At 68.5% G+C, this 22,154-nt stretch carries 19 protein-coding genes; 6 read left to right on the top strand and 13 right to left on the bottom strand.

From position 1 onward, the window contains the following. The first annotated feature begins 49 nt into the window (after positions 1-49). Positions 50-2,281, top strand: coding sequence for a TonB-dependent receptor (locus SPI01S_RS11070; protein WP_245653556.1), 2,232 nt, complete (start codon positions 50-52; stop codon positions 2,279-2,281). Continuing rightward, complete coding sequence (locus SPI01S_RS11065; RefSeq protein WP_066722113.1) at positions 2,262-3,488, top strand: MFS transporter; 1,227 nt, start codon at positions 2,262-2,264, stop codon at positions 3,486-3,488. Before SPI01S_RS11070 ends, SPI01S_RS11065 begins: the two co-directional genes overlap by 20 nt. On the opposite strand, the gene SPI01S_RS11060 is transcribed toward SPI01S_RS11065, so the two are convergent. Further along, a complete protein-coding gene (locus SPI01S_RS11060; protein ID WP_174539097.1) occupies positions 3,470-4,573 on the bottom strand; it encodes a Gfo/Idh/MocA family protein in 1,104 nt (367 codons plus the stop codon). The two genes, SPI01S_RS11065 and SPI01S_RS11060, sit on opposite strands and share 19 nt — an antisense overlap. 24 nt (positions 4,574-4,597) lie before the next feature. Between SPI01S_RS11060 and SPI01S_RS11055 the strand changes: the two genes are divergently transcribed. From SPI01S_RS11055 to SPI01S_RS11045, 3 genes are all read left to right on the top strand, one after another. After that, a complete protein-coding gene (locus SPI01S_RS11055; protein WP_066722111.1) occupies positions 4,598-5,704 on the top strand; it encodes an LLM class flavin-dependent oxidoreductase in 1,107 nt (368 codons plus the stop codon). A gap of 380 nt (positions 5,705-6,084) precedes the next feature. Continuing rightward, positions 6,085-9,042, top strand: a complete 2,958-nt coding sequence (locus tag SPI01S_RS11050) for a sensor histidine kinase (RefSeq protein WP_066722109.1) — start codon at positions 6,085-6,087, stop codon at positions 9,040-9,042. Next, positions 9,039-9,680 carry a response regulator gene (locus tag SPI01S_RS11045; protein WP_066722287.1) on the top strand — a complete coding sequence of 214 codons (642 nt, stop codon included), beginning with the start codon at positions 9,039-9,041 and terminating at the stop codon, positions 9,678-9,680. Before SPI01S_RS11050 ends, SPI01S_RS11045 begins: the two co-directional genes overlap by 4 nt. 15 nt (positions 9,681-9,695) lie before the next feature. Here the strand turns inward: SPI01S_RS11045 and SPI01S_RS11040 are convergent, their stop codons facing one another. The 3 genes from SPI01S_RS11040 to SPI01S_RS11030 are packed head-to-tail and all read right to left on the bottom strand — an operon-like array spanning position 9,696 to position 11,714. Then, positions 9,696-10,307, bottom strand: a complete 612-nt coding sequence (locus SPI01S_RS11040) for a hydrolase (RefSeq protein ID WP_066722107.1) — start codon at positions 10,305-10,307, stop codon at positions 9,696-9,698. 37 nt (positions 10,308-10,344) lie between these two features. Beyond that, the gene (locus SPI01S_RS11035; protein ID WP_066722105.1) at positions 10,345-10,800 is read right to left on the bottom strand and encodes a cupin domain-containing protein; all 456 of its coding nucleotides are present in this window, start codon (positions 10,798-10,800) and stop codon (positions 10,345-10,347) included. After that, the gene (locus SPI01S_RS11030; protein ID WP_066722285.1) at positions 10,797-11,714 is read right to left on the bottom strand and encodes an alpha/beta fold hydrolase; all 918 of its coding nucleotides are present in this window, start codon (positions 11,712-11,714) and stop codon (positions 10,797-10,799) included. Before SPI01S_RS11030 ends, SPI01S_RS11035 begins: the two co-directional genes overlap by 4 nt. 340 nt (positions 11,715-12,054) lie before the next feature. Here SPI01S_RS11030 and SPI01S_RS11025 point away from each other — a divergent pair, with 340 nt between their 5' ends. Then, positions 12,055-13,062, top strand: coding sequence for an aldo/keto reductase (locus tag SPI01S_RS11025; RefSeq protein ID WP_066722103.1), 1,008 nt, complete (start codon positions 12,055-12,057; stop codon positions 13,060-13,062). A 65-nt stretch (positions 13,063-13,127) separates the two neighbouring features. Here the strand turns inward: SPI01S_RS11025 and guaA are convergent, their stop codons facing one another. From guaA to SPI01S_RS10980, 9 genes are all read right to left on the bottom strand, one after another. Beyond that, positions 13,128-14,687 (bottom strand): glutamine-hydrolyzing GMP synthase, encoded by a 1,560-nt coding sequence (gene guaA / locus SPI01S_RS11020; protein ID WP_066722102.1) that lies wholly within the window; start codon positions 14,685-14,687, stop codon positions 13,128-13,130. 50 nt (positions 14,688-14,737) lie between these two features. After that, entirely contained in the window at positions 14,738-15,439 is a 702-nt protein-coding gene (locus tag SPI01S_RS11015) for a YoaK family protein (protein WP_066722101.1), read from the bottom strand. Between the two features lie 11 nt (positions 15,440-15,450). Further along, positions 15,451-16,797, bottom strand: coding sequence for an alginate export family protein (locus tag SPI01S_RS11010; protein WP_066722100.1), 1,347 nt, complete (start codon positions 16,795-16,797; stop codon positions 15,451-15,453). Positions 16,798-16,813: 16 nt separating this feature from the next. Beyond that, the gene (locus SPI01S_RS11005; RefSeq protein ID WP_066722098.1) at positions 16,814-17,242 is read right to left on the bottom strand and encodes a DoxX family protein; all 429 of its coding nucleotides are present in this window, start codon (positions 17,240-17,242) and stop codon (positions 16,814-16,816) included. Further along, positions 17,242-18,126, bottom strand: coding sequence for a VOC family protein (locus tag SPI01S_RS11000; RefSeq protein WP_066722096.1), 885 nt, complete (start codon positions 18,124-18,126; stop codon positions 17,242-17,244). The genes SPI01S_RS11005 and SPI01S_RS11000 overlap by 1 nt, the downstream gene beginning before the upstream one ends. Positions 18,127-18,152: 26 nt before the next feature. Beyond that, positions 18,153-20,006 carry an amidohydrolase gene (locus SPI01S_RS10995; RefSeq protein ID WP_066722284.1) on the bottom strand — a complete coding sequence of 618 codons (1,854 nt, stop codon included), beginning with the start codon at positions 20,004-20,006 and terminating at the stop codon, positions 18,153-18,155. Positions 20,007-20,095: 89 nt separating this feature from the next. Next, positions 20,096-20,344: a DUF1427 family protein gene (locus tag SPI01S_RS10990; RefSeq protein WP_066722094.1), complete on the bottom strand. Its 249-nt coding sequence runs from the start codon at positions 20,342-20,344 to the stop codon at positions 20,096-20,098. A 26-nt stretch (positions 20,345-20,370) separates the two neighbouring features. Then, entirely contained in the window at positions 20,371-21,210 is an 840-nt protein-coding gene (locus tag SPI01S_RS10985) for an alpha/beta fold hydrolase (RefSeq protein ID WP_066722092.1), read from the bottom strand. Positions 21,211-21,255: 45 nt separating this feature from the next. Next, positions 21,256-21,912 carry a hydrolase gene (locus SPI01S_RS10980; protein ID WP_066722090.1) on the bottom strand — a complete coding sequence of 219 codons (657 nt, stop codon included), beginning with the start codon at positions 21,910-21,912 and terminating at the stop codon, positions 21,256-21,258. Between the last annotated feature and the right edge of the window lie 242 nt (positions 21,913-22,154).

Genomic DNA, 22,154 nt, shown 5'->3' with positions numbered 1-22,154 from the left:
GCTGGGAATTACCACCGCTCCAACACATAAGGAGGAACGGATGGGGCGCATGCACGGTTGGATGGCGGCAGCATTGCTGGCGGGCGTGGCGCAGCCAGCGCTCGCCCAGGCCCAGGAAGCGGCGGCACCGGCGCAGGATACCGGCGACATCGTCGTCACCGCGCGCTTCCGCAACGAGAATCTGCAGGACGTGCCGATCGCCGTCTCGGTGGTGAACGGCGACGTGGCGGCATCCCGCAATCTCAACACGCTGCAGGACCTGTCCACCGTCATCCCCACCGTCGATTTCCGTAACGGACAGTCGAACAAGGACCGCACCGTGTTCATCCGCGGCGTGGGCACCATCACGACGTCGCCGGGTGTCGAAAGCTCGGTCTCGACGGTGATCGACGGCGTGGTGCTGGTGCGCCCGGGCCAGGCGACGCTCGACCTGCTCGATCTCGACCATCTCGAGGTGCTGCGCGGGCCGCAGGGCACGCTGTTCGGCAAGAACGCCTCGGCCGGCGTGATCAACCTCGTCACCAAGGCACCGAGCAAGACCCAGACCGGGTCGCTGGAGGGCGGCTATTACGAAGGCGGCGAAGGGCGGATCAAGGGCAGCGTCTCGGGCCCGATCACCAGCACTATCGGCTATGCGCTGAGCGGGCTGTACGCCGCCTATCGCGGCAACGTCTATAACGTCGGCACGCGCAACTGGGTGAACGGCTATGACCGCTGGGGCGTGCGCGGCAAGATCGTCGCCAGGCCGAACGACGACGTGACGATCACGCTGGCCGGCGACTATCTCTACAACCGCGACGACACGCCGCAGGGCGTCTATGTCAGTTCGTCGCGGGTGGCCTACCCCACCAACGTCGTGACGCCGAACGCGACGCTCGCCGGGCTGCTGGCGCAGGAAGGCATCACGCCCTCTGCGAACAACAAGCGGATCAATACGACCTCCGACAGCGAAGTGCGCGACCGCAACTATGGCGGCTCGATCACGCTCGATTGGCGGCTGGGCGGCGGCTACACGCTCACCTCGATCACCGCCTATCGCGAATGGAAGAACCACCAGACGCCGGACTGGGACGCGCGCGCGGTGCTCGCCGCCGGCTTCCCGCAGGGGCGCGACGACGGCACGGTGGATTTCGACCAGTTCTCGCAGGAAGTGCGCCTCGCCTCGCCGCAGGGCGGGCTGGTCGACTATGTCGTCGGCGCCTATCTGCTCGCCGCCGATACCGACGAGCGCTACCAGCGCAGCGTCACCCAGCTGATCGGCGGCGCAGCCGTCACCAACAACGGCGTGGCGAATTACGGCATCCGCGCGCAGAACCACGCGCTCTTCGGCGAGGCGAACCTGCACGCCACCGACGCGCTGACCTTCATCGCCGGCGGCCGCCTGATCCACGATTCGCTGACCTATTTCCACCAACGCGTGTCCGACACCGCCACCGGCGTCGCCGGCATCCGCCCCGGCTTCGCCAGCAGCGGCAAGACCGACCGGGTGGATTACAGCGCGCGGGCCGGCGTGCAGTACAAGCTGGCGCCCAACGCCAACACCTATTTCACCTTCTCGCGCGGCTATAAGGGCCCGGCCTACAACGTCTTTTTCAACATGCAGGCGTTCGACACCCAGCCGCTCGCGCCCGAAACCTCGACCAACTACGAAGTCGGCCTGAAAGGCAGCCTGTTCGGCGGGCGGCTGAGCGGCGGGATCGCGGCCTATGTCACCAACTATGACGGGTTCCAGGCGAACTTCGCCGACACCTATCTCGGCGCGATCGTCACCCGGCTGATCAACGCCGGCAAGGTGCAGACCAAGGGCGTGGAAGCCGACCTGAACGCGCGGCCGACCGACCGGCTGACGCTCAATTTCGCGGTCGCGCGGACGGACGCCCGGATCCAGCATTTCAACTGCCCGGCCGCCACGACCTGCACCTCGATCGACGGCCAGCCTCTGCCGTTCGCACCCGACTGGAAGCTGAGCGGCGGTGCGGCGTGGAAGCTGCCGATCACCGACGGCCTGGCGATCGAGCTGCAGACCGACGCCAGCTACAAGAGCAAGACCCAGTACGCGATCACCCAGACGCCGGACACCATCCAGCCGGCCTATGGCCTGTGGAACGCCAGCATCGCGCTGATCGGCGGCGAGCGCTGGGAACTGCGCGCGCTGGTGAAGAACATCCTCGACCAGCACTATGCCAACACCCTCGCCTATGGCACCACGGCGGGCGTCGTCCGTTACGTGCCGCGGGACAATGATCGCTATGTCGGCCTGAATGCGCGCATCCGCTACTGACACCACCGCCGGGGCGCAGGGTCGCTGGGCGATCCTCGCGCTCGTGTTCGGCGCGGTGATGCTGAACTATGTCGACCGGCAGATCCTCGCGCTGTTGAAGCCGATGCTGCAGGGCGAGTTCCACTGGTCCGACCGCGACTATGCGCACATGGCCTCGGCCTTCCAGTTCGCGGCGGCGCTGGCATTTCTCGGCACCGGCTGGTTCCTCGACCGGGTGGGCTTGCGGCGCGGCTTCGCGCTGGGCGTGGCCTTGTGGAGCGTCGCCGGCATGGCGCACGCCTTCGCCACCACCGTCACCCAGTTCGTTGCCGCCCGCGCCGTGCTGGGCGCAGCGGAGTCGATCGGCACCCCGGCTGCGGTGAAGTCCGCCGCGACCTTCTTCCCGCCCGCCGAGCGCTCGCGCGCGCTGGGCATCGGCAACACCGCGCCCAATTTCGGCGCGATCCTCACGCCCTTGCTGATCCCGGCACTGGCGCTGGTGGTCGGGTGGAAGGGCAGCTTCCTGATCGCGGGCGGGCTGGGCCTCGTCTGGGTCGCGGTGTGGCTGCGCTACGTGCCCGCCGCCGCCGGCGTGCGGGGCCCGCGTTCCGAGGTGCCGTGGCTGCACCTGCTGCGCGACCGGCGGACGCTCGCCATCGCCGTCGCCAAGGTGCTGAGCGACCAGGTCTGGTGGTTCCTGCTGTTCTGGACGCCGGACCTGTTCCACCGCCAGTTCGGGCTGGAGCAGGGCGCGCTGGGCCTGCCGGTGGCGCTGGCCTACAGCCTCGCTGCGCTGGGGGCGATCAGCGGCGGCTGGCTGCCGGGCTGGCTGCTCGCGCGCGGCTGGGCGCCGCAGAAGATGCGCCAGGCGACGCTGCTCGGCTATGCGCTGCTGGTGCTGCCGATCCCGCTGGTGCTGGTGGCGAGCAATCCCTGGGTGGCCGCGCTGCTGCTCGGCCTCGCGCTGTTCGCGCACCAGGGCTTCTCGACCAACGTGTTCGGCCTCGCGACCGACATCTTTCCCGCCAACCGCGTCGGTTCGGTGATCGGCATCGGCGCCTTTGCCGGCAATCTCGCCGGCATGGCCATTCTCGAGCTGGCGGGCTGGTCGCTCGACAATGGCCATGGCTATGCGCCGATGTTCTGGATTGCCGCCTTTTCCTATCTCGCAGGCGCGCTGCTGGTGCGCTGGATCCTGCCGCGCACCGCCTATGCGGACGCGGGCTGACCCAGCAGCTCGGCCATGTCGACCACCCGGTGTTCCCGCAGACTGATCTCCGCCGCCATGCCGATGGCGACGGCCTTCAGCCCGTCCTCGGCGGTCACTTCCACCGGCCCCTGCCCCCGCACCGCGCGGGCAAAGGCCTGATGCTGGTAGAAGGTCGAGCCATGGTGCGATCCTGCCGCCAGCGCTGCCGGATCGACCGCAATCGTGCGGCGCTCGGGCGCCTTGGGGTTGCCGAAGCCGGTGCGCGGGGAAAGCGTCAGCACGCTGCCCGGAATGCTCACGTCGAGCCGCGCGACATCGCCGGTCGCGACGATCTCCTCCTGCTCCTCCGCCCCTTCGGCGAACATGCACAGGTCGAGCAGCGCCCGCGTGCCGTCGGCGAAGTCGACCACGGTGTAGCTGTTGTCGACGATGTCGGGCGCCCGCCCGTCATAGCGTTCGTCGAGATGGTTCACGTCCTGCCCGCCCGAGCAGAACACGCGCACCGGCTCGGACCGCACGATGAACCGCATCAGGTCGAAGAAATGACAGCATTTCTCCACCATCGTGCCGCCGGTGTTGCGGGCGAAGCGGTTCCAGTCGCCGACCTTCACCAGGAACGGGAAGCGGTGCTCGCGCATCGCCAGCATGCGCAGCCGGCCGATGTCGCCGCCGTGCACGCCCGCGATCAGCGCCGCGACCGGCGGCATGTAGCGATATTCCATCGCCGTCCAGAACACCGCATCATGGCGCGCGGCACGCTCGGCGATCCAGCGGGCGTCCTCGATCGTCGTCGCCAGCGGCTTTTCGCACAGGATGTGCAGGCCGGCATCGAACAGCGGCGCCACCGCGTCGCGATGGGTGAAGTTCGGGCTCGCGACGATCACCGCGTCGAGCCCGTCATGCTTCGCCAGCGCCTCGGCGTCCCGGTAGGCGGTCACGTGCCTTGCCTTGCCGCCCAGCGCGTCGCGCGCCCAGCCGAGCGACGTCTCGACCGGGTCCGCGATCGCCACCAGCTCCGCCCCCGGCGTGATCGCGAGATTGCGGATATGCTCCACCCCCATCATCCCGCACCCGACCAGACCGTACCGAATTCGCGACGCCATACTCTTCTCCAGAGGCTTTGATTCATGACCACCCATCCCGACGCAGCCGCATCCGGCAAGCAAGAACAACTTCCCCGCTGCGAAGTGAGCTGGTTTTCCGCCCTGTGCGACGATGACTATCAATTCCTCGGCCAGCCCGATCCGCGGCTGCTCTCCAGCTGGGAACATTGCCGCGACATCGTGCTGGCGGCGGAAAGCGCCGGGTTCGACAATATCCTGCTGCCCTCCGGCTATGCGCTGGGCATCGACACCACCGCCTTCGCCGCCGCGATCGCCACGCTGGTGCGCCGCATCCGCCTGCTGATGGCGGTGCGGGTAGGCGAGAGCTGGCCGCCCCAGCTCGCCCGCCAGATCGCGACGATCGACCGGATCCTCGGCGGCCGCCTGGCGGTCAACATCATCTCCTCGGACCTGCCGGGCGAGACGCTCGCCTCCGCGCCCCGCTACCGCCGCACGATCGAGGCAATGCACATCCTGAAGACGCTGCTGAACGGCGAGGCGCTCGATCACCAGGGCGAGTTCTGGCAGCTCAAGGTCGATCCGCCGCGCATCACCACCGTCTCGGGCCGCGCGCCGCAGCTCTATTTCGGCGGGCTGTCGGAAGATGCGCGCGAGGCCGCAGCGGAAGGCGCGGACGTCTACCTGATGTGGCCGGATCGCATGGACGCCGTCGCCGCCACGCTGGACGACCTGCGCGCGCGCGCCGCCCGGCGTGGCCGCACCCTGCGTTTCGGCTACCGCGTTCATGTCGTGGTGCGCGAGACCGAGGCCGAGGCGCGCACCGCCGCCGACCGGCTGCTCTCGCATCTCGATGCGGCGCAAGGCGAAGCGATCCGTGCCCGCTCACTCGACGCCCAGTCGGCCGGCGTCCGCCGCCAGGCCGAGTTGCGCGAAGCGGCGGCGGGGGACGGCTATGCCGAGGACCATCTCTGGACCGGCATTGGCCGCGCCCGCTCCGGCTGCGGCGCCGCGATCGTCGGCGATCCGGACCAGGTGCTCGCCAAGCTCAACGCCTATCGCGCGCTGGGGATCGAGGCGTTCATCCTCTCCGGCTACCCGCACGCGGCCGAAGCGGACCTGTTCGCCCGGCACGTGCTGCCGAGGCTCGGACACGGCCCGCTCGCGGACTAGGGACCTCGCTCGCGCCCGGATATCAACAGGGAAGGAAAACCCGCGCCGTACCCCAGCCTGCCGATCTTGCTGGTCGCGCTGCGGAATGACCGGTGGTTCGCGTCAAGCCGCGACCTCTGCTGCTTCTGATTGTGCGGTGCCAGGAACCTTCCAGGCGGGGCCATTGCCGCTGCCCGGCGATCCGGATGGGAAAACTGGCGCGTGGGGGTAGTGCCTGATAGTTCCCTGATTCGCGGCAATTTCAGGCGGCTGGGGGCAGTGTGCAATGGGCTCGGGGGGGGCAGCGCTTGGTGAAATGGCGGGGCGGAGCGTTCCTCCAGCGGTGGCTGAGGCCGGGTCGCGGGGGTTGGCAGGCGACTTCCGCTGGCTGCGCCGCACTATTGTCGATCGGATCCGCCTCCGCGCAGGAGCCTCCGCCCGGCTTCGCCGGGTTCAAGCATGTGCGCTGGGGCGCAGACGAAGGCGCGCCCAATGGCGTGTTCAAGATGGCCCAGACGCCGGACGGCTATCTGTGGCTGACGAGCGACGGGCTTCATCGCTTCGATGGCGTGACGTTCGAACGCATCGACTGGCCCGCTGGCGCGGCGAAAAAGCGCCTCGATCCTGTCGGCCTGATGGTGAGCCGTGCCGGCGAATTGTGGGTTGGCCTCAACGGCGCTGCGGGTGTCGCCGTCTATCGCAACGGGCAGTTGGTGGACGTGGGCATGCCCGATCCCCCGGCTGCCATCGGCGCCATGACGGAAGGCGCGGATGGTACCATGTGGTTCGCCTCGTCGAGGTTCGACGGGCAGTTGCGTCGCCTGCGCGCAGGGCGTTGGGAGTCGGTGGGTGCAACGCTGGCAATGCCGCCCGGTGCCGTGATGGGTGTCGCGACGACCAGGGATGGAACGCTCTGGATCGCGCTGACCCATGCCGACGGGAAAAGCGGATCCGTCGCGTATTTGAAGCCGGGGGCGAACCGCTTCCACCTCCTGCCCGACCAGATTGCAAGCCTGCCGCGGATTGGCGTCGATCCAAGCGGCGCGCTGTGGCTTTCCGATCGGCGCGGCGCGCGCATCCTCGTCGATCGGGACGGAAACAGGCCCGAGCGCGCGGCGGTCCTTCCGATTTCCGGCAACGTGCGGACCGCACAACTCGTTTTCGACCGGGCGGGCGGCTTGTGGCGGACCAGTGAAACCGATGGCCTATCCTATGTCCCCCAACCCTCCCGCCCCGCCCCCTCCCCGGCCTTTGCATTTACCGCCGCTGACGGCCTGAGCGCCGACATCACGCACGCGACGCTCGTCGATCGTGAAGGAAGCGTCTGGTTCGCAACGGATGCAGGCATCGATCAATTCCGCCGCGCGAGCGCGACGCAGGAGGAGATGGTGCCGCCCGATCCGCTCCACGGACTGTCGATTGCCCAGGCGAATGACGGAAGCGTCTATATCCACGCGCGCGCCACCTTGTACCGCGTCGCGCCGGGCGGCCTGCCCCAGCGCATCGCGAAGACCAGCGAAGGCGATACGGCCATATGCACCGCGCGGCAGGGAGGCGTGTGGGTCGTTCAGCAGGCACAGACCCTGCACGCCGATGGGGAACGTCTCGAGCGCACGCGGCCGTATCCGGGCCCGATGCCGCCGATGAACTGCGCGGAGGATGGCCGACGTCGATTGTGGGTCGGCTTGCTCGGCCAGCCGCTGCGCTGGCGGGATGCGGCCGGATGGCATGTGGCAGGCGGTATTCTCGGGCAGCAGCGGGTATGGGATCTCGTCGCGACACGGGGCGGCGATATCGCCTTCACGACCAAGGGCGGGCTGGGCACGCTGCAGGGAGACCGGCTTTCCCTGCATGCGAAAAGCGGTTCGAGTACCATGCTCGCCGCCGGTTTGACGGACCTGTTCCTCAGCGACGACCGCGGTCTGGTCCGCCTGCGCGCGGGTCGATTGGAACGGCTTTCGGAAACGCGATTTCCGTGGCTCGCCTGGCTGCGGGGGCTGGTGCAAACCGATCGGGGAGAAACCTGGCTGATCGCGCGGACCGGCATTTCGCGGCTCGCCACCGCCGATCTGGACCAAGCGTTTCGTGCCCCTGGCGCCCCTTTGCCGCGAAGGCTTTTCGATACGCGGGACGGGCTGATCAGTCCCGCCCAGCACAGCGGATTTTCCGGCCTGCAGGCAGCGCTCGGCGGCGATGGCCGGGTGTGGTTCCTCAATCGCCAGGGCGCCGCCTATTTCGCGCCCGTCGCGCTTGCATCGAATCCGTTGGCGCCGCCCGTGGTTATCCGTTCTCTCGCCAGCGGCACGCTGCGCTGGCGGGACCCTGCCGATCTGGTCCTGCCCGCCGGGACCCGCGCGCTCGACATCCGCTATGCCGGCCTGAGCTTCATCGTGCCGCAGCGCGTTCGCTTCCGCTACCGGCTGGACGGCGTGGACGCCGACTGGGTGGATGCAGGCGCGCGGCGCATGGCGAGCTACACGAACCTGGAGCCCGGGCGGTATCGCTTCCGCGTCGTCGCGGCGAACGCCGACGGGGTTTGGAACCGGACCGGTGCGGCGCTGGACTTCGAGATTCGCCCCACCTTCTGGCAGAGCACGCCGTTCAAGCTGCTCTGTGCCGCCGCGCTGCTCGGGCTCCTGTGGGGAGGCTATGTGCTCCGTCTGCGGGCAGTGGCGGCGCGGATCCGGCTGCGGATGACCGACCGCTTCGAGGAGCGCGAGCGGATCGCGCGCGAACTGCACGACACGCTGCTCCAGGGCATCCAGTCGGTGACCTTGCGTTTCCAGCGCGTGGTGAACGAACTGCCCGCCCAGCAGCCGGCGCGAGGATCGCTGCTGCAGGCGCTCGACGTGGCCGACCAGGTGATCGCGGAGGGGCGTGACCGCGTGCAGGATCTGCGATCGCGGCAGCACGATGCGCTGGAGCCGCTGCTGCGCGATCTCGTCGCACAGCAATGGTTCGAGCCGGGCGTGGAGGTGACGGTTTCCGAAAGCGGCCGGCGCCGCCGGATCGAACCGCTGGCGCTCGATGAAATCGTCCGCATCGCCGGTGAAGCGCTGGCCAATGTTCGGCGGCATGCCGGCGCCACGCGCGTCGGCGTCGAGATTGGCTATGGTCGCCGCTTGCGCCTGCGGATCATCGACGACGGGGTCGGGATCGATCCGGTCGTGGCCGAGACGGGCAAGGCCGGCCATTTCGGGTTGCGCGGCATGCGCGAACGCGCCCGCAAGCTACGGGGAACGCTTGCGCTTCGCCCCCTTCCCGATCATGGTAGCGAGCTGGTGCTGACGGTCCCCGGGCGGGTTGCCTATCTGCCGGGACGACGTCGTTGGTGGGCGCGCATCAGGAGGGTGCGATGACGGCTGCTGCAACCATGACCAGGCCGATCCGCGTGCTGATCGTCGATGATCACCCCATGCTGCGCGACGGCATCACCGGCCTGCTCCTCGGCTGCGGCGACATGGAGGCGGTCGGGGAAGCCGGCGACGGGGCCGAAGCCGTCGCCAAATTCAAGGAACTGGGTCCTGACGTAACCCTGATGGACGTGCGCATGGAAGGCATGAACGGCGTCGAGGCGATCCAGGCGATCCGCGCGCTGTCTCCCAAGGCGCGGATTCTCGTCCTCACCACCTATGCGGGCGATGCCGCCGCCGTCCGCGCGATGCGGGCCGGCGCTGCGGGCTATCTGCTCAAGAACTGCGTGCGGACCGAACTGGCCGATGCGATCCGCGCGGTCCATGCCGGACGTCGCATCGTCTCTCCCGACATCGCGCATGCGCTTGCCGAGCATGCGCTCGACACGCCGCTCGTCGAACGCGAGATCGCGATCCTGCGACTGATCGGCGAAGGCCAGTCGAACAAGGAAATCGCCCGAACGCTCCGGCTGTCCGTGGACACGATCAAGGCCGCCGTGAAGACGATCTTCGAGAAGCTCGACGTCCATGACCGTACCCATGCCGCGATGGTCGCGGTCCGGCGCGGTTATATCGAGCGCTGAGGGCCGGCGCTCCCGTCACGGGTGGATCGACGCGAAGACGATGTCGCTGAAGCCTTCCACCGTCTCCCACCGGTTCCAGTCGCGCTGGAGTTCGCACACCAGCTGGATCCAGGTGATCGGCCGCCCGCCCGCCTGCTGGATGCGGGCGAGCCCCGCCGCATGCGCGAGGTCCGAGGTGCCGCCTACCGCATCGACGACCGGATAGACGTTGAACCCTTCGCGCAGCGCGTCGAGCGCGGGGAATGCCAGGCACACTTCGGTCCACAGCGCCACCATGATCAGCTTGCGCCGCCCGGTCGCCTTGACGGCGGCGACGAAATCCTCGTCTTCCCACGCATTGATCGCGGTGCGGTCGATCGGCGTGACGCCGGGCAGCACGTCCTGGAGCTGGCGGATGGTCGGCGCATTGCGCCCCGTCGCGACGTTCACGGTGGAGAGGATCACCGGCACGCCGTACAGCGTCGCCGACCGGGCCACGGCGACGACGTTGGCGATCAGTTCGCGTCGCTCCATCGAAACGATGGAGGCAACCTGTACCGGCTGGAAATCGATGATCAGCAACGCGGCATTCTGCGGCGTGAGCAGATCGTCCGCCTTGGGATCGCGGATCTGCGCGGGCGACGTCATGGCGTTTTCTCCCATTCGAGGACGGTGGAACTGCCGGTCAGGGCTTGGCGACATATGCCGTGTCGGTGGGGCCCCAGCCGGTGATGTAGACGACCGCAGGCTGATCGCGGGTCAGCGCGAAATGCGGATCCGCGGCCGGTTCGCTGTAGAAGCTGCCCGGCGGCAGGCGTTTCACCACCGCCGGATCGGCCTTCGTTCCATATCCGAAATACCAGGTGCCGCTGACCACGATCGCCGTGCGCGCATCGCGATGCGTATGCGCCTGGATGCTGGTGTGTGCAGGCACGCGCAGCTCGATCGTGTACGGCCCCGCCTTGGCAGGATCGCCGGCGAGCACGGTGGTGCGAATGCCCGTCAGGCCCGAGGTGCCCGGCCCCGCGCCGTCCTTGGGCAGCGCCGCGATCTCGGCCGGGGTCAGCCGTGCCTGCTGGACGTCGGCGGCCGGAGCGGTGCCGGTAGCGAGCATCGCGGCGGCGAGGACCAGCCGGCTCATTCGCCTGCCCCCAGGAACGGCTTGACCAGCGCGACGGTACCGGCGGGATTCTCCTCCATGATCCAGTGGCCGGAATCCGGCACGACGCCTTCCGTCACGTTGGTAGCGGCCGCGCGCATCACCACGGCCATGGTGCCTCCGAACGACTTGGCACCGCCCAGCGCGAGCACCGGCATCTTGAGCTTGTTGCCGCCTGCCAGCCACGCCCGGTTGTCGGCGGCGTCCTGATCGAACGCAGCGAACTGCGCGAAGCCCGAGCGCATGGCCCCCGGCCGCGCATAGAGCGCCGCATAATGCCGGCGCGAAGCCTCGTCGAACCGGGCCGGGTTGGCGGAGAACTCGTTCCAGAAGCGGTCGAGATAGATTCGCTCGCGCCCCGCGACGAGCCGCTCCATGTCCGGCCCGCCGAACCGGAAGTGCCAGAGCAGCGGGCTCTTCAGGATCTCGTCCCACGGGCCGACGCCCGGCACCGGCGCGTCGATCATCACGAGATGGCGGACCCGATCCGGCACCTCGGTCGCCAGCGCGAAACCGACCATGTTGCCGATGTCGTGCGCGACGATGTCGAACGTCTGCACCTTCAGCGTCGCCAGCACGCCCTGCATGTCGCGCCCCTGGTTCCGCTTGTCGAAGCCGCCGGCCGGGTGCGAGGACAGCCCCATGCCGCGCAGGTCCGGCACGACGACGGTATGGTCCGCCGCCAGCGCCGCGGCGAGCGGCGCCCACATGTCGCCCGTCTCGCCATAGCCGTGGAGCAGCAGCACCGCCGGGCCATGCCCGCCGATGCGGACGTGCAGGGTCACGCCGTTGGTGGCGATCTCCTGCGTCTTGAACGATCCCGGAAAGGCGGGGACCTGCGCCATCGCGGGCGCGGCGATGCTGCATGCAGCAGCAAGCAAAACGGATCTCAACATGGGAACGACGCGCCTCCAGATCGCGGTGATTTCGATGCGGAGGGTGCGCGCCCGTGCGGCTGCGCTCAATGCCAAGGCGGGCGCTGGAAACTACCCGATCGGGTATTCGCCGCGCACCCGGCCCCGGCCTATCGATCGCGGCAGCGAGGCAGAGCGGAGCGGTAGATGCGGCGAATCCTGACCAGCGGACGGCCCGAAGCGCATCTGGCCCCGGACGAAGCCGTCATACCGTCGGCAGCGAACGAACCATCGATGGCGGCATGAGCACCGTTTGACACCGCGACGCGGCGGGCCTCCACCGCCGGAAGCCCCCCGTCCCCGCAACTGGAAGGACCTCCACATGGCACTCGACACCATCCTGAAAGGCAAGCTCGGCTTCGGCACCGCCCCGCTCGGCAACATGTTCCGCGCCATCCCCGAGGCGGAGGCGATGGAAACCGTTGCCGCCGCCTGGGACGCGGGCATTCGCTATTTCGACAATGCGCCCCTCTACGGCGCGGGCCTTGCCGAACTCCGCATGGGCGAGGCGCTCAAGGGCAAGCCGCGAGAGGAGTATGTGCTCAGCACCAAGGTGGGCCGAGTCGTGCTCGACGAGGTCGAGGACGTCAGCCTGCGCGATCATGGCGAGAAGGGCGACGTGTTCGCCCATGGCCGCCCGAACAGGATGGTCAGCGATTACGGCTATGACGCGACGCTGAAATCGATCGAGGACAGCCTCACCCGGCTGCAGACCAGCCATGTCGAGCTCGTCTTCGTCCACGATCTCGCCCAGGATTTCTGGGGCGACCAGTGGATCGCGCGGTTCGAGGAAGCGCGCACCGGCGCCTTCCGCGCGCTGGACAGGCTCCGCAACGAAGGCGTGATCAAGGCATGGGGCCTGGGCGTCAACAAGGTCGAGCCGATCGAGATCCTGCTGGACCTCGACGAACCGCAGCCCAACGCCTTCCTGCTTGCCGGCCGCTACACGTTGCTCGACCATGGTCGCGCGCTGCAGCGTCTGATGCCGAAGGTGCGGGAGCGCGGCCTGGGCGTGGTCGTCGGCGGGCCCTACAGTTCGGGCGCCCTCGTCGGCGGCCCGAACTTCGAATATGCGCCGGCCTCGCCGGAGATCCTCACCAAGATCGCGGCCATCAAGGCCATCGCCGATCGACACGGCGTCTCGATGAAGGCGGCGGGGCTGCAATTCTCGCTCGCCAACCCTGCCGTCGCCGCGATCATTCCCGGCGCGAGCCGGCCGGAGCGCATCGCCGAGGACCGCGCCGCGTTCGACGCGGTGATCCCGGCAGCGTTCTGGCGCGAAATGCGGGCGCAAGGACTGGTCGACCCGGCGGCTCCGCTGCCGGGTTGATCCCGTCGAACAGACAAGCCTCCGGCGACCAGCAACACCCTATTGGAACAAGCGCAGCCTAACGATCATTCCCACTCGATCGTGCCGGGCGGCTTGCTGGTATAGTCGTAGGTCACCCGGTTCACGCCGCGCACCTCGTTGACGATACGGGTCGAGACGCGCGCCAGGAAGCCGCCGGGGAACTCGAATGCCTCGGCGGTCATGCCGTCGATCGAGGTTACCGCGCGCAGCGCCAGCACGCTGTCGTACGTCCGCCCGTCGCCCATCACGCCGACGCTGCGGACCGGCGTCAGCACCGCGAATGCCTGCCAGATCGTGTCGTAGAGGCCCGCATTGCGGATCTCCTCGAGGTAGATCGCATCGGCCTTGCGCAGGATGTCGCAGCGTTCCTTGGTGACTTCGCCCGGAATGCGGATCGCCAGGCCCGGCCCCGGGAACGGATGCCGGCCGACGAACACGTCGGGCAGCCCCAGCTCGCGGCCGAGCGCGCGGACCTCGTCCTTGAACAGCTCGCGCAAGGGTTCGACCAGCTGCATGTTCATCCGCGCGGGCAGGCCGCCGACATTGTGGTGGCTCTTGATCGTCACCGACGGGCCGCCGGTGAAGCTCACGCTTTCGATCACGTCCGGGTAGAGCGTGCCCTGCGCCAGGAAATCGGCGCCGCCGATCTTCTTCGCCTCGGCCTCGAACACGTCGATGAAGGTCTTGCCGATGAACTTGCGCTTGGCCTCCGGATCGGTGACGCCGGCAAGGCCGCCGAGGAACAGTTCCTCCGCGTCCACATGGACGAGCGGGATATGGTAATGTTCGCGGAACATCGTGACGACCTGATCGGCCTCGCCGGCGCGCATCAGGCCGTGATCGACGAACACACAGGTCAGCTGGTCGCCGATCGCCTCGTGGATCAGCACCGCCGCCACGGCCGAATCGACGCCGCCGGACAGGCCGCAGATCACCTTGCCGTCGCCCACCTGCGCCCGGATCTCGGCGATCTTGGCGGCGCGGAACTCGGCCATCGTCCAGTCGCCCGACAGGCCGCACACATGGCGCACGAAGTTCGCCAGCAGCTTGGCGCCGTCGGGCGTGTGGACCACTTCCGGGTGGAACTGCATCGCGTAATAGCGGCGCTCGTCATTGGCGATCACCGCATAGGGCGAGCCGGGGCTGGTCGCGACGGGGCGGAAACCGGGAGCGAGCCGGACGACCTTGTCGCCATGGCTCATCCACACCTGGTGGCTTTCGCGCGCCTGCCACAGCCCGTCGAACAGCACGCAGCTGTCCTGGATCTCGATGAAGGCGCGGCCGAACTCGCCGCTGTCGCCCAGCACGACCTCGCCGCCCAGCTGGTGCATCATCACCTGCTGGCCATAGCAGATGCCGAGCACCGGCAGGCCGCTGTCGAAGATCTCTTGCGGTACCCGCGGGGAACCCTCCTCCAGCACCGATGCGGGCGAGCCGGACAGGATGATGCCCTTGGGCTTCATCCGGGCAAAGGCCTCGGCGGCGGTGGTGAAGGGCGCGATCTCGGAATAGACCCCGGCTTCGCGAACGCGGCGCGCGATCAGCTGGGTCACCTGGCTGCCGAAATCGACGATCAGGATGGAGTCGGTGTGCTGGAGCGTCATGGCTGGCCGATAGGGAGCGATCGTCGGGCTGTCAAAGGGGTGGCGCGCGATCAGACGCCAAGCGGCGCTGCCGCGATCGGATGGCGGATGCAGGCGAGCGTACCCACCAGCACGGTAAGCCCCGCCACCAGCAGCGGAATCGCGAGACCATAACGGTTGACCAGTACCGCGCCGAGGAACGCGCCGAGCAGGATCGCCGTCACTGCTGCCAGGCGCCGGCCGATATTCGGGTTTCGCCCGCCGGCGAGGTGCGAATCGGCGGCGATGCCGGTGAGGGTAAGCGTCAGCACGGTGGTGGTCAGGTCCGGCACCTTGAGCTGGCGGATCGTCGCGTTGCGAAAGCCCATCGCGATCGCGGTCAGCGCGATGATCGCGAACACGCAGGTCTCCGGCAGGATGCCCATCGTGCCCGCCCAGGCGGCGATCCCGGCGGCGACGGCGAACAGCACCGCTTCGGTCACCGCGGCGAGCACCAGCCAACGCCGCAGCGGCTGCCCGGCGAGGTGCGTCCCCACCTTTCCGGCAACCAGCGCGCCGCCGAGGAACGAGGCGAGCGCGACCAGATAGGGGGCGATGGTGAAGCCCGGCGTACCCGCCGCCGCGAAGCCGAGGAACACGATGTTGCCGGTCATGTTCGCGGTGAACACCTTGCCGAGCCCGAGCACGCTCACCGCGTCGACCAACCCGGTGGTGACGGACAGCAACAGGAGGAGCGGCGGCAGCGGTGAACTGGTGGTCTTGGGATCGGGCATGATGGAGGTCCTCAGAATCGGAAATTGCTTTCGAGGCCGATCATCCGGATCGGGCGGGGCGCGCCGGTCTCGCGCAGGAAGCGGCCGGCCTCGAAGAAGGAGAGCGAGGCGGAAAGCTCGAGTTCTGCCGTCGCCTGCCAGGCGATCGCGCCTTCGATCTGCTTGCCGATGAAGCGGGCGCGGCTGGTACCGGGCGGGCGGAGCAAATTGCCGGGAACATCGTACACCCCGTCGGCCGCGCTGTACCGCCAATAGGCGCTGCCGGCGATGCTGGCGGAAACGCCGTGCGCAAACGTGCCGGCGATGCGCGGGTTGAGGTTGATCAGGTTGTAGGGGCCGATGGGCGACAGCTCGCCGAAATACTTGCCCTTGGGAAACAGCGCGTTGAACGTGCCGAGCCGGCGGTCCCCGGCATGGCCGTCGCCGCTGATCACGTTGAAGCGCAGCACCGCGTCGGGCGCGAAGGGCAGGTTCGGCAGCGTGCGCCCCAATTCGGTGCCGAGCGTCCAGGCAGCGATCGGCCCGTCGGCGAAGCGGCCGAACTGGGCGACGCCCTCGACGTTCCAGTGCCAGTTGTCGCGGGCGCCATAGACGCGCGCGCCGACGCTGTGGCGCAGCTCGCGGCCGGTGCGGGTGCCGAACTGCGCGGCGCGGTTGCGATAGCCGAGATAATAGAGGTCAAGCCCCGGCAGCACCGCATAGGCGCCCCAGAGCTTCTTGGTGGGCGAGGTGCGATCGTCGAACGTCCCCAGCCGCGGCGCTACCGGCGCAACGGCGAGCAGGCTGATCTTGGCCCGGCCCACCGCCACGATCCCGCGCACGCCGTCGAAGGCGAGCGGCACATTCGGGCCATAGCGCGTGCCGATCAGCCGCTCGGTGCCGAGCGACAGCATCTGCCGGCCGCCGCGCAGGGTCACCGCGCCGAGATCGAGTTCGGCGAAGCCCTGCAGCAGATCGGTGCGGGTCTGGTCGATCGGACCGTTGGCGGGCCGCACCCCGGCGGCATAGGCGAGGATCGGCTGCGCGAAGGCGCGGACCCGGCCGAGATGCAGGTCGGCATAGGGCAGCGCGCGGGTCCAGAGATAGGCGTCGTCGGCTGACGCGGCGTTGCCGAGCGCGTTGTTGGCGAAGGACTCGCTGCGCAGGCGGACCTCGACGCCGGTGGAAAGCCATGCATCGCCGCCGAGCGGGATGTACTTGAACGGGCCGGTCCAGTGGTGGGCGCGTTTTTCGGCATCGGCGAGATCGGACCAGTCCTCGTCATAGCGGGTGATGCTGAGCGTCGGCGCCTGCCACGCTTCCGGGGCCGGGGGGACCGGTGGCGGCGTGGAGCCGGCGACCTGTCCCGCCAGCACCATCACCGCCGCCGCAAGGCTAGCCACGCCGCTTCGCCTGCTCCGCTACCAGCGCCGCGAGGACGAAGCCGCCGATCAGGCCGAGATGCTCGAAGAACGCGTTGGTCGCGCCGAACCGCGCGGGGCCCGGCGGCATCGTCCAGAAGGCGTTGGCGGTGAACGCGGCGAGCAGGGTGAACACCCCCAGCATCCCCGCCCCCAGCCAGACCCAGCGGCCGGTGAGGATCAGCACCGGCCCGACCAGCTCCACCGCGATGGTCAGCGCCGCCCAGAGCGCCGGCGGGTGCATGCCGAAATGCGCCTGCTCGGCCACCGCGCCCGGCCAGTCGGCGAGCTTCACCAGCCCGCCGAGCAGATAGGCGCCGACCAGCAGCAACCGGGCGAGGAACCAGGTCGGCCGCCAGTCGAGAATGGCGTCGACGAAGCGGGGGTCGCGTTCGCCGGGCATCACTTGCCGGCCGGACTGTGGATCTCGGCGATATAGCCGCCGGGGAAGCGAACGATCGTCGACCGGCCGCCGGCCGCCGCGACGGGCTGCACCAGCGTCTCGACCCCGGCAGCCTTGGCCTTGGCGAGCGTCGCGTCGAGGTCCGGCACGCCGTAGCCGGTCATGTCGCGGCCATAGGGCCAGGGCAGCAGGCCGTCGGTGACGAACACCACCATCTTGCCATAGCCGCTGGTGATCGAAATGCGGCGGATCGTCTTGCCGGGCTCGCCCACTTCCACGCCGGGCGCAGCGCGATCATCGGCGGTCACCTTGGCCCTGGCATAGCCGACCCAGCTCTTCACGAAGCGATCGGCGACGTCGGCGGTCAGGTAGATGCGGTTTTCCGGCACCGTCTGCAGCGGCGCGTAGCTCGGCTTGGTGGTGTGCCAGTAGAGCTGCATGTTCACCCCGCCCGGCCACTGGATCAGCGAATCGCGCCCGATCGGATCGGGAAAGGTCACCAGCCGGCGCACCGCGCCGTGCTTGACGGCCGAGGCGACCGCCGCGTCGAGATCGGTCACCAGATAGCCGGTACGCTCGTCGCCGAACGGGAACGGGATCGGCGTCTTGAACCCGAATACCGAGACCGTCCCCGCGGGGGTCAGCACCAGCTGCGACTTGGTGAGGCTGGTGGTGGGCGTCACCTGGAACACGCCCTGCTTGCTGGTGGTCCCGCCGAAGGTCGCCTGGAAGCTGGTGACGAAGCTGTCGAACTGGTCCTCGGGCACGTAGACGTGGGTCGTGTCGTATTGCGCGCCGACCGAATACTCGGCGGTGACGGGCGCCTTCTGGGCGAGCGCCGGGGTGGCGAGGACGAGCGTGGAGGCGAGAAGGAAGAGGCGCATGGCTGGCTCCTGAAAATGAAAAGGGTTCACACCGCCCAGCAGCCGCACCCGAGCGCGCCCCAGAAGCTCTGGACGTCGCCGGCGGGCACGTTCGCGCCGAGGGCTGCGGCATGGTCGTGGCCGTGGACCGAGCAGCCGCTGTGGCAGGCGCAGGCAGAGGCGAGCTGGGCGCGCGCTTCGGGCGACTGGTGATAGCCCCCGAAGGTCGCGACCGGGGACCAGTCGGGCATCGGCCGGGGCAGCACGGGGGCGAGCGGGGCATAGTCACCATCGCCGTGGACCACCTGCCCGCCGAGCAGCGTCAGCACCGATCGGATGTGGACGATCTGGTCCTCGGGCACCGCGAAGTAATCGGCGGAGAGCACCGCGAGATCGGCGAGCTGGCCCGCCTTGATCTGCCCCTTCTTGCCGATTTCGTTCGAGAACCAGGTGTTCTCGTGCGTCCACATGGCGAGCGCCTTTTCCCGGCTGACGCGGTTGGCGCCGGGATAGAGCGACAGCCCGCCGACGGTGCGGCCGGTGACCAGCCAGCTGAGCGACACCCACGGGTTGTAGCTCGCCACCCGCGTCGCATCGGTGCCGGCACCCACCGGCAGCCCGGCGGCGAGCATCTTGGCGATCGGCGGGGTGCGCTCGGCGGCTTTCGCGCCGTAGCGCTCGACGAAATATTCGCCCTGATAGGCCATGCGGTGCTGCACGGCGATGCCGCCGCCCAGCGCGGCGATCCGGTCGATATTGCGGTCGCTGATCGTCTCGGCATGGTCGAAGAACCAGTTGATGCCGGTCAGCGGGATGTCGCGGTGGACCTTCTCGTACACGTCGAGCGCGCGGCCGATCGTCTGGTCATAGGTGGCATGGAGACGCCAGGGCCAGCGATGCTCGGCGAGCAGGCGGATCACCGGCTCCAGATCGGCTTCCATGCTGGGCGCCATGTCCGGCCGGGCGACGCGGAAGTCCTCGAAGTCGGCGGCGGAATAGACCAGCATCTCACCCGCGCCGTTGTGCCGGTAGCTGTCGTCGCCCTGCCCCGGCGTCACCTGCTTCACCCAGCCGGCGAAATCGGCGAGCTCTTGCCTAGGCTTCTGGGTGAACAAATTGTAGCTGATCCGTACGGTCAGCTGGCCGTCAGCGTGGAGCTTTTCGATGATCGCGTAATCGTCAGGATAGTTCTGGAAGCCGCCCCCTGCGTCGATCACCCCGGTGACGCCCAGCCCGTTCACTTCGCGCATGAAGTGGCGGGTGGAATTCAGCTGATAGTCCTCCGGCAGCTTCGGGCCCTTGGCGAGCGTCGAATAGAGGATCGTGGCGTTGGGGTGCGCTAGCAGCAGGCCGGTGGGGTTGCCGGCGGCATCGCGGACGATCTCGCCGCCCGGCGGGTTCGGCGTGTCCTTGGTATAGCCCACCACCCGAAGTGCCGCGGCATTGAGCAGCGCGCGATCATAGAGGTGGAGGATGAACACCGGCGTATCGGGCGCCACCGCGTTGAGTTCGTCGATCGTCGGCAGCCGCTTCTCGGCGAACTGGTGCTCGGTAAAGCCGCCGACCACGCGCACCCATTGCGGCGCGGGGGTATTGTCGACCTGACGCTTGAGCATCGCCATCGCGTCGGCAAGGCTCGGCACGCCGTCCCAGCGCAGCTCCATATTGTAGTTCAGGCCGCCGCGGATGATGTGCATGTGGCTGTCGATCAGCCCCGGGATCACCCGGCGGCGATGCGCGTCGATCACCTGCGCGCCCGGTGCCGCGGCGGCGCGGACTTCGGCTTCGTTGCCCACCGCCAGGAACTTGCCGTCGCGGATCGCGACCGCCTCGGCCACCGGGTTCTCCCGGTCGAGCGTCGTCACCTGCGCGTTGACGAGGATCAGGTCGGTGGCGGGCATGCGGGCATTCCTTGCGAAGAGGGGCGTGGGCAGCAGCGCGCCGGCGGCGGTAGCGCCGGCGGCAGCGAGGGTCTGGCGGCGGGTGAGGCTCATGCCTGGTCGTCGGGCTTCTTCACCGGACGCCCGAGCACCTGCTCGGCGCAATCGGTGCGGAGATAGGCGACCACGTCGTGGCCGGCGAAGAGCCGCTTCGCCACCGGCACCGCCTGTTCGCCCAGCAGCATGCCGAGCAGGCCGATCAGCGCGATCGTCGGCGGCGCCGGTGATTTGACGCCGAAGAGGCTGTAGATGACCCCCACCAGCAAGCCGATGGCGAGCGAGATCAGATAGGGCTTCATGGTACGTCCTCCCCGGCGCCGGTCGATCAGCCGCGCACGAAGGCGAGGATGTCGGGGTTCAGCACGTCGGCGTGCGTCGTCAGCAGGCCGTGGGGCATGCCCGGGTAGATCTTCAGCGTCGGGTTCGGCAGCAGCTTGGCCTGCAGCTCGGCGCCCTGGTGGTACGGCACCACCTGGTCGTCGTCGCCGGCCAGCACCAGCGTCGGCACGGTCATCGCCTTGAGGTCGGCGGTCTGGTCGGTCTCGGAAAAGGCCTTGATGCCGTCGACATGCGCCTTGGCGCTGCCCATCATGCCCTGGCGCCACCAATTGTCGATCACGCCCGGATAGACTGTCGCGCCGTCCCGATTGAAGCCGTAGAACGGCCCCGCGGCGACATCGCGGAAGAACTGCGCGCGGTTGTCCGCGGTGCCCTTGCGGAAGCCGTCGAACACTTCGAGCGGCAGGCCGTTCGGATAGGCTTCGGTCTTCGCCATGATCGGCGGCACGGCGGCGACCAGCACCGCCTTGGCGACGCGGCCCTGCGGGATGCCGTACTTCGCCACATAGCGCGCGACTTCGCCGCCGCCGGTCGAGTGGCCGATATGCACGGCGTTGCGCAGGTCCAGATGCTCGGCGACCGCGGCAGCGTCGGCGGCATAATGGTCCATGTCGTGGCCGTCGCTCACCTGCTCCGAACGGCCATGGCCGCGGCGGTCATGGGCGACGACGCGGAAGCCTTCGTTGAGGAAGAACAGCAGCTGCGCGTCCCAGTCGTCCGACGAGAGCGGCCAGCCATGGTGGAACATGATCGGCTGGGCGTCCTTGGGGCCCCAATCCTTGAAGAAGATCGAGACGCCGTCCTTGGTGGTCACGGTGGAAGTCATGGGAGCATTCCTTGTCGTTTGGGGGCAGGAAACTGGGTCTGGAGATCAATGGCCTTCGGAGGCGCCGAACATCGTCTTGGCGTAGGTGACGCCGAGGCCGTAGGCCCCGCCCCACTGCTTCGCGATGCCGGTGGTCGAGTCGTAGGTCTCGCCGCGCGCCCAGTCGCGCTGCAGCTCGAGCAGATACTGGAGCGACGTCATCGGCACCGCACCCAGCTGGATCATCCGCTGCACCGCGCGTTCATGCGCTTCAGGAGAGATGTCGCCGCAGGCATCGGCGATGAAATAGGCTTCGAACCCCTGGTCGATCGCCGAGGCGACCGGGCCGACGATGCAGACGCTGGTCCAGAGGCCCGCGAACACGATGCGCGGCTTGGCGATGCGGTTGACCTCCTCGATCACCGCCGCATCTTCCCAGGTGTTCATCGAGGTGCGGTCGAGCAGCTTCTGGCCGGGGAACGCATCCGTCACTTCGCTGAACATCGGGCCCGAGAAGCTCTTCTCGGCGACCGTGGTGAGGATCGTCGGTACGCCGAACGACTTGGCGCCGCGGCTGATCAGCGCCGCGTTGTTGCGCAGGATCGTCGCGTCGATCGACTTGGTGGCGAAGGCCATCTGCGACTGGAAATCGATCAGGACGAGCGCGTGATTGGTCGGCGAGATCAGCGACTTGCCCGGCGTGGCGGTGGCGGTGAGGGTCATGGTGCGGCTCCTGTTGCTGCCGGGGTCCGGCGGTGATGGGTGCAGAATAGCCGGCGCACGTTTTCCGAAAACTCGGATAAAGTTACGCGTACCGTTCCATTCTTTCGAATAGTTCGGCAGTTCCGTCTGCCCGCCGGCATCACGCCTGCACGGCGACGGACCGCCGCCGCCATCTTTAGGGCGCGCCAGTCGGACAGGTATTGGACGGGTTTGATGCGATCGCGCGGTTCCGCCCGCGCGAC

It is taken from the genome of Sphingomonas pituitosa NBRC 102491 (genome assembly GCF_001598435.1).
Taxonomy (GTDB): Bacteria; Pseudomonadota; Alphaproteobacteria; order Sphingomonadales; family Sphingomonadaceae; genus Sphingomonas; species Sphingomonas pituitosa.
This window is presented reverse-complemented; position numbering and strand designations above follow the sequence as displayed.